Origin of the sequence: Streptomyces sp. A3M-1-3, assembly GCF_024213665.1 — a bacterium.
In the GTDB taxonomy this organism is placed as follows: Bacteria; Actinomycetota; Actinomycetes; order Streptomycetales; family Streptomycetaceae; genus Streptomyces.
Window position 1 is genome coordinate 191,814 of sequence record NZ_JANAVP010000012.1, and the last position, 8,009, is coordinate 199,822.

At 71.6% G+C, this 8,009-nt stretch carries 6 protein-coding genes; 4 read left to right on the top strand and 2 right to left on the bottom strand.

What is annotated here, in order from left to right:
- Positions 1-4: 4 nt before the first annotated feature.
- Complete coding sequence (locus tag NLX86_RS16385) at positions 5-1,504, top strand: CoA-acylating methylmalonate-semialdehyde dehydrogenase (RefSeq protein ID WP_254372436.1); 1,500 nt, start codon at positions 5-7, stop codon at positions 1,502-1,504.
- Positions 1,505-1,589: 85 nt separating this feature from the next.
- Here the strand turns inward: NLX86_RS16385 and NLX86_RS16390 are convergent, their stop codons facing one another.
- Positions 1,590-2,786: a S8 family peptidase gene (locus NLX86_RS16390; RefSeq protein ID WP_302061385.1), complete on the bottom strand. Its 1,197-nt coding sequence runs from the start codon at positions 2,784-2,786 to the stop codon at positions 1,590-1,592.
- A 180-nt stretch (positions 2,787-2,966) separates the two neighbouring features.
- Here NLX86_RS16390 and NLX86_RS16395 point away from each other — a divergent pair, with 180 nt between their 5' ends.
- Complete coding sequence (locus NLX86_RS16395; protein ID WP_254372438.1) at positions 2,967-3,809, top strand: class I SAM-dependent methyltransferase; 843 nt, start codon at positions 2,967-2,969, stop codon at positions 3,807-3,809.
- Here NLX86_RS16395 and NLX86_RS16400 read toward each other — a convergent pair.
- Positions 3,784-4,212: a GNAT family N-acetyltransferase gene (locus tag NLX86_RS16400; RefSeq protein ID WP_254372439.1), complete on the bottom strand. Its 429-nt coding sequence runs from the start codon at positions 4,210-4,212 to the stop codon at positions 3,784-3,786. The two genes, NLX86_RS16395 and NLX86_RS16400, sit on opposite strands and share 26 nt — an antisense overlap.
- Before the next feature lie 132 nt (positions 4,213-4,344).
- Between NLX86_RS16400 and NLX86_RS16405 the strand changes: the two genes are divergently transcribed.
- Both NLX86_RS16405 and NLX86_RS16410 read left to right on the top strand, forming a co-directional pair.
- On the top strand, positions 4,345-7,038 hold the full coding sequence (locus tag NLX86_RS16405) for an alpha/beta fold hydrolase (protein WP_254372440.1): 2,694 nt from the start codon (positions 4,345-4,347) through the stop codon (positions 7,036-7,038).
- The gene (locus tag NLX86_RS16410) at positions 7,035-7,889 is read left to right on the top strand and encodes an ABC transporter permease (protein WP_254372441.1); all 855 of its coding nucleotides are present in this window, start codon (positions 7,035-7,037) and stop codon (positions 7,887-7,889) included. The genes NLX86_RS16405 and NLX86_RS16410 overlap by 4 nt, the downstream gene beginning before the upstream one ends.
- The last annotated feature ends 120 nt before the right edge of the window (positions 7,890-8,009 follow it).

The following is an 8,009-nucleotide window of genomic DNA, read 5'->3' on the forward strand; positions in this document are numbered from 1 at the left end:
CGAAATGAAGACCGTCAACCACTGGATCGGTGGCAAGACCGTCGAGGGCGCGTCGGGCAACTACGGCCCGGTCACCGACCCGGCGACCGGCGAGGTCACCACCCAGGTCGCGCTCGCCTCGGTGGAGGAGGTGGACACCGCCGTATCCGTGGCCAAGGCCGCGTTCGAGACGTGGGGGCAGTCCTCGCTCGCCGCCCGCACCAAGGTCCTCTTCGCGTACCGCGCGCTGCTCGACTCGCACCGGGACGACATCGCCGCGCTGATCACCGCCGAGCACGGCAAGGTGCACTCGGACGCGCTGGGCGAGGTCGCCCGCGGTCTGGAGATCGTCGAGCTGGCGTGCGGAATCACCACGCAGCTCAAGGGCGAGCTGTCCACGTCCGTCTCCAACCGCGTGGACGTCGCCGCGATCCGCCAGCCGCTCGGTGTGGTCGCGGGCATCACCCCGTTCAACTTCCCGGCCATGGTGCCGATGTGGATGTTCCCGCTGGCGATCGCCTGCGGCAACACCTTCGTCCTCAAGCCCAGCGAGAAGGACCCGTCGGCGTCGGTGAAGCTCGCCGAGCTGGCGTCCGAGGCGGGCCTGCCGGACGGTGTGCTGAACGTCGTCCACGGCGACAAGGTCGCGGTCGACGCGCTGCTCGCGCACCCGGACGTCTCGGCGGTCTCGTTCGTCGGCTCCACCCCGATCGCCCGGTACATCCACACCACCGCCTCCGCCAACGGCAAGCGCGTCCAGGCGCTCGGCGGAGCCAAGAACCACATGCTGGTCCTCCCGGACGCCGACCTGGACGCCGCCGCCGACGCGGCCGTCTCCGCCGCGTACGGCTCGGCCGGTGAGCGCTGCATGGCGATCTCCGCGGTCGTCGCGGTCGGCGCCATCGGTGACGAACTCGTCCAGAAGATCCGCGAGCGCGCGGAGAAGATCAAGATCGGCCCGGGCAACGACCCGACGTCCGAGATGGGCCCGCTGATCACCAAGGCGCACCGGGACAAGGTCGCCTCGTACGTCACGGGCGCGTCCGCCCAGGGTGCGGACGTCGTCCTCGACGGCACCGGACACACCGTCGAAGGCTTCGAGGACGGCCACTGGATCGGCCTGTCGCTGCTGGACCACGTCTCCACCGATTCCGACGCCTACCGCGACGAGATCTTCGGCCCGGTGCTGTGCGTCCTGCGCACCGAGACGTACGAGGACGGCGTCGAGCTGATCAACGCGTCCCCGTTCGGCAACGGCACCGCCGTCTTCACCCGCGACGGCGGCGCCGCCCGCCGCTTCCAGCTGGAGATCCAGGCCGGCATGGTCGGCGTGAACGTCCCGATCCCGGTGCCGGTGGGCTACCACTCCTTCGGCGGCTGGAAGGACTCGCTCTTCGGCGACCACCACATCTACGGCAACGACGGCGTGCACTTCTACACCCGCGGCAAGGTCGTCACCACCCGCTGGCCGGACCCGGCCGACGCCCCCGCCGGCGTGGACCTGGGCTTCCCGCGCAATCACTGACGCATCAGTGACGACGCGTCAGTGACACGGCGGGCGGGCCCGGGTGCGCGTGCACCCGGGCCCGCCCGTCTTGCGGTGGGTCCGGTCAGAAGAGCGAGTGCAGCAGCTTGTTCGGGGATCCGGTGCGCGGGTCCTGGACCTTGCCGCTCGTCGCGTTGTTCACCAGAGCGTTCCTGACCTGGGCCGGGGTCGCCGACGGGTTGTTCGCGAGATACAGCGCCGCGACGCCCGCCGTGTGCGGGGTGGCCATCGAGGTGCCGGAGATGGTGTTGGTGGCGGTGTCGTTGTCCTTCCAGGCCGACGTGACGTTCACGCCCGGTGCGAACAGGTCCAGGCAGGTGCCGTAGTTCGAGAACGACGCGCGGCGGTCGCTGCTGTCCGTGGCGCCGACCGTGATCGCCTCGGGGACGCGGGCGGGGGAGTGGTTGCACGCGTTGGCGGGCCAGCCGAGGATGTTGCCGTTCCCGGCCGCGATGGCGTAACTGACGCCCGAGGCGATGGACCGCTTCACCGCGTTGTCGAGGGTGGTGTTGGCGCCGCCGCCCAGGCTCATGTTGGCGACGGCCGGCTTGACGGCGTTGGCCGTCACCCAGTCCACGCCGGCGATGACCCCGGCATTGGTGCCGGACCCCGTGCAGTTGAGGACCCGTACCGCGACGAGCTTGACGCCCTTGGCGACGCCGTACGTCTTGCCGCCGACCGTGCCCGCGACATGCGTGCCGTGGCCGTGGCAGTCGTTGCCGTTCTGGCCGTCCCCGACGGTGTCGGTGCCGAGCCGGGCGCGGCCGCCGAACTCGGTGTGCGAGATGCGGATACCGGTGTCGACGATGTACGCGGAGACGTTCGACGCGGCGGTGTTGTACGTGTAGGTGCCGGACAGCGGCAGATTGCGCTGGTCGACCCGGTCGAGGCCCCAAGTGGCGTTCGATTGCGTGTCGTTGATCTCCACGACGGCGTCCTGCTCGACATACGCGACCCGCGGGTCGGTGGCGAGCTTCGTGGCCTGCGCCTTGGACATCTTGGCGGAGAAGCCCTTGAGTGCGCTGCGGAAGATGTGGTCGACCGCGCCGCCGGACCGGTCGGCGAGGGCGGTGGTGGTGGCGGTCGTCGTGCCGTCCTTGAGGACGACAATCCAGCGGTTCTGTATGGCAGTTGCTGTGGGGGCGAGACGGAGATCGCCGGTCGGAGCGCCCTGGGCGGACGTCGTACCGGCGAACTGGAGACCTGCCGCGATGAGGACCGTGGGTATGAGCGCCCCGATGCGGCGGGCAGTAAATCTCATCTCGTGCACCTGACCTTTCGTTGACCGGATCTCGGGCACGTACAGGTTGCCTGGGTGCGGAGTGGCGGAGGTGGTGCTGAAGTGCAGGAAAGGGTCTCGTGCGGTGACGGGACCCACAAGATGTCGTTACCGGCGGGTTCCAGCCAGTCGAACGGCAGCCCCCACGGCACCATGGAGTACATGACGTCACCCGACAACTCCGCACAGGCCGAAGCATGGAACGGCTACGAGGGAAGGCACTGGGCCGAACGCCAACGCCGCTACGACGCGCTGAACGACGCCGCCAACGAACCGCTGCTCGAGGCGGCGCGGATCACCGGGACCGACCGCGTCCTCGACATCGGCTGCGGCAACGGACGGATCACCCGGCTCGCCGCCCGGGCGGGCGCATACGCCCTCGGCGTCGATCTGTCGGCGCCGATGCTGGAGCGGGCGCGCGTCAGCGCGCAGGCGGAGCGGCTGGACAACGTCGGCTTCGCCCAGGGCGATGCCCAGGTGTACGCCTTCGACTCCGGAGCCTTCGATGTGGCGGTCAGCCGCTTCGGGGTGATGTTCTTCGCTGACCCCGTCGCCGCCTTCGCCAACATCGGGCGCGCGCTGCGGCCCGGCGGCCGGCTCGCGTTCATCTGCCCGCAGGACTTCAGCGGGAGCGAGCAGGCCACCGTGTTCGCCGCGGTCGCCCGCCATGTGCAGCTGCCCCAGCCGTCCGCGGACGCGGGCCCCGGCTCGCTCTCCCTCGCCGACCCGGAGCACACGGCGCGGGTGCTGACCGATGCCGGATTCCGAGAGGTGGTGGTGAGCGGCGTCGAACTGCCTCACGAGTGGGGCAAGGACGCCGAGGACGCCACCGGATTCCTGTTCGGCTGGGGGCCGATGCAGCACTGGCTACGGGACGCGGATCCCGCGGCCGAGGCGCGGGCGCGGGAGGCGGCGGTGGAGGCGTTCCGTACGTACGAGACGGCCAGCGGCGTACGGCTGACCGCAGCCCACTGGGTGGTCACCGCGCTCCGCCCGACTCCTTGAACGGCCAGCTGAGCATGGCGAACACCCCGTCGTCCTCGGCGCCGGCCGACCGGTAGGTCGCCAGCGCCGGCTCGTTGTCCGTCTCCACGCCCACCCACAGGTCGTAGCAGTCCCGTTCCCGCGCGAGCGCCGCCAGCGCTTCGGTCAGCGCGCGGCCGATGCCGCGCCGCCGGTATGCCTCGTCCACCCCCAGCTCGTACAGGCACATCTCCGTGCCCTTGTCCGGGTGGCACATCTCGATGCCGGAGACCATTCCGGCCGGGAACCCGTCGACGTAAGCGATGAGCATCACATGCCCGGGGGAGGCGAGGAAACGCTCGGCCCACGCCTGTCGTACCGGGCCGTCGAACAGATGCTGCGCGGCGCCCAACTCGACCACGGTCGTCGCGCGTCGGATCTCCATGGGGTCGCCTCTCCGGGGCAGGGTTGTACCGCGTCTGGTGTACGCCGGATGGTCCGCGTACTCCTTGCGGAGACGCGGACCTCCGCCTGTGGGCAGCTTAGGCGGACGGAATCGGCGCTTAGGGTTTGGGTCATGGAGATCCGACTTCCCCGGCGCCGCAGGCGCATCCTCGCCGGTGCGGCTGCCCTCGCCGTCCTCGCGGGAGCCGGCACCTGGACCGCCGCCGCGTCCGACGGCGAGCCCGCCGTGCGGCGCGTGGACCGAGTGATGGAGATGCCGGGGGCGGGGATCGACACCTCGTACTTCACGGCCGGCGGGTCCGTGCGGCGGCCCGCCGTACTGATCGGCCACGGCTTCGGCGGCAGCAAGGACGACGTCGGGGCGCAGGCGGAGAAGCTGGCGCGCGAGGGATACGCCGTACTCACCTGGTCGGCCCGCGGCTTCGGCAAGTCCGGCGGGCGGATCGGCATCAACGACCCGGACCACGAGGTCAAGGACGTGTCGCGGCTGATCGACTGGCTCGCCGGGCGCCCCGAGGTGGAGCTCGACGCGGACGGCGACCCGCGCGTGGGCGTCACCGGCTCCTCGTACGGCGGAGCGGTCTCGCTGCTCGCCGCCGGATACGACAAGCGGGTCGACGCGATCGCCCCGCAGATCACCTACTGGAACCTGGCCGACGCGCTCTTCCCGGACGGCGTCTTCAAGAAACTGTGGGCCGGGCTGTTCTTCACCACGGGTTCGGCGCAGGGGGCGAACGGCCTCGCCGGCCCCGCCGAGCCCGCCCGCCCCGCCGACCCGACGCAGACCGGCTGCGGGCGGTTCGAGAAGCGGCTGTGCGAGATGTACGAAAGGGTCGCCGTCGCCGGACAGCCCGACGCGGCCGCCCGCGAACTGCTGGAGAAGCGCAGCCCGTCCGCCGTCGGCGACAAGATCAAGGTCCCGGCGCTCATCGTGCAGGGCCAGTCCGACTCCCTCTTCCCGCTCGGCCAGGCCGACGCCATGGCGAAGGCTATCCGTGCCAACGGCGCACCCGTCGCCGTCGACTGGATCGCGGGCGGCCACGACGGCGGGGACCGTGAGACCGCACGGGTCGAGAACCGGATCTCCACCTGGTTCGACCGCTATCTGCGGCAGGACAAGGGAGTCGACACCGGCCCGGCCTTCCGCGTCACCCGGACCGGAGGTGTCGACTCCACCAACGGCGCCGCGCAGCTGCGGGGCGCGACCGGCGGCAGCTACCCCGGTCTGGACAGCGGCGACCGGACGTTCGCGCTGAGCGGCCGGGAGCAGTCCTTCGGCAACCCGGCCGGGGCGACCCCGCCCGCGATCTCGGCCCTGCCCGGCCTCGGCGGCGGCCTCTCCCAGTTCTCCTCCCTCGGCGTCGGGGTCTCCCTCGACTTCCCCGGCCAGTACGCGCGCTTCGACTCCGCACCGCTCGCCACCGACCTGCGCATCACCGGCTCGCCGACTGTGAAGGTCAAGGTCAGCTCCACCGCGGCGGACGGGTCCGCGGTGCTGTTCGGCAAGGTGTACGACGTGGCGCCGGACGGGCGGCAGCAGGTGCTGCCCGCCCAGCTCGTCGCGCCGGTGCGGGTGACGGACGCGAAAGCGGGTACGAGTGTCGAGCTGACCCTCCCGGCCGTCGACCACGGGGTGGAGGCCGGCCACCGGCTGCGCCTCGTCCTCTCCGCGACCGACCTCGGCTACGCGTCCCCGGCCGCCCCCGCCACGTACACCGTCTCCGTCGAGAGCCCGCTCGCCGTGCCGGCCGCCGACGGGGTGAAGACCGCCGCAGCCGGACTGCCCTGGTGGACCTGGGGGCTGCCGCTCGGAGCGGCGGCGCTCGCGGCCGCGCTGCTGCTGACCGCCCGGCGCCGCACCACGGCCCCGGCGCCCGAAGCCGCACTGGCGGACGTACCGTTGCAGATCACCGACCTGACGAAGCGGTACGCCAAGTCCGCCGACCGGTACGCCGTGCGCGACCTCTCCTTCCGCGTCGAACAGGGCCAGGTCCTCGGACTGCTCGGCCCCAACGGCGCCGGCAAGACCACCACCCTGCGCATGTTGATGGGCCTGATCACCCCCGACAGCGGCGAGATCCGCGTCTTCGGACACGCGATCCGCCCCGGCGCGCCGGTCCTCTCGCGGGTCGGCTCCTTCGTCGAGGGCGCCGGCTTCCTGCCGCACCTCTCCGGGCGGGCCAACCTGGAGCTGTACTGGCAGGCCACCGGCCGCCCCGCCGAGGACTGCCACCTGGCGGAAGCCCTGGAGATCGCCGGGCTCGGCGACGCACTGGAGCGGGCCGTCCGTACGTACTCCCAGGGCATGCGGCAGCGGCTCGCCATCGCGCAGGCCATGCTGGGGCTGCCGGATCTGCTGATCCTCGACGAACCGACCAACGGCCTCGACCCGCCGCAGATCCGCGAGATGCGGGACGTGATGATCCGGTACGCGGCCGGGGGCCGGACCGTCATCGTCTCCAGCCACCTCCTCGCGGAGGTCGAGCAGACCTGCACCCACCTGGTGGTCATGGACCGCGGCCGGCTGGTGCAGGCCGGCCCGGTCGCGGAGATCACGGGCGGCGGCGACATGCTGCTCGTCACGGTGGCCGACGAGGTCACCGACGTGGTGGCCGAGAAGGTGGCCGCGCTGGAGGGCGTGGGCTCGGCGGTCCGTACGGACGAGGGCCTGCTCGTACGGCTCGACGGCGCGACCGCGAGCGAACTGATCGCCGAACTCGTCCGCCTGGACGTGCCGTTGACCGGTGTCGGACCGCACCGCCGTCTCGAGGACGCGTTCCTCACCCTGATCGGAGGCTCCGCATGAGCACGCTGACGGCCGCCCCCGGGTACCGCCCCCGCCATACCCTCCCGCTGCGCGTCGAGGCGATGCGGCAGTGGCGCAGGCGGCGGACCCTGGTGATGGGGGCGGTGCTGGCCGCGCTGCCGTTCATCCTCATCGCGGCGTTCGCGATCGGCGGGACGCCGGACGGCGGCGGCAACGAGCGGATCACGCTGATCGACACCGCCACCGCGTCCGGCGCCAACTTCGCCGCCACCTGCCTCTTCGTCTCGGCCGGCTTCCTGCTGGTGGTGCCGGTGGCGCTGTTCTGCGGCGACACCGTGGCGTCCGAGGCGAGCTGGTCCTCGCTGCGCTATCTGCTCGCCGCGCCCGTACCGCGGGCCCGGCTGCTGGCCTCCAAGCTGACGGTCGCGCTCGGGTTCAGCCTGGCGGCGATGGTGCTGCTGCCGGTGGTCGCGCTGGCGGCGGGCACGGTCGCGTACGGGTGGGGGCCGCTGAAGCTGCCCACCGGCGGGGCGTTGGCCGCAGGCGACACCGTGCCGCGGCTCGCGCTCGCCGTCGCGTTCATCTTCGTCTCCCAACTGGTCACGGCCGCACTGGCGTTCTGGCTCTCGACGAAGACGGACGCGCCGCTGGGCGCGGTCGGCGGGGCGGTGGGCCTGACGATCGTGGGCAACGTACTGGACGCGGTGACCGCGCTCGGATCGTGGCGCGACTTCCTCCCGGCGCACTGGCAGTTCGCGTGGGCGGACGCGCTGCAGCCGCAGCTGGAGTGGGGCGGAATGGTCAAGGGGGCGGCGGTTTCGGTGACGTACGCGGTGGTGCTGTTCGCGCTCGCGTTCCGCGGCTTCGCCCGCAAGGACATCGTGTCCTGAGCTTGACCTTCCGCAAGCCGTTGCCGCATCGAGACGGATCCGCAACCGTTCCTAGAGACTGAGCGGGAGTGAGTCTTGTTTCCAAGACTGCTGCTCAGCCGTGCGCCCCGAACGGTGTTG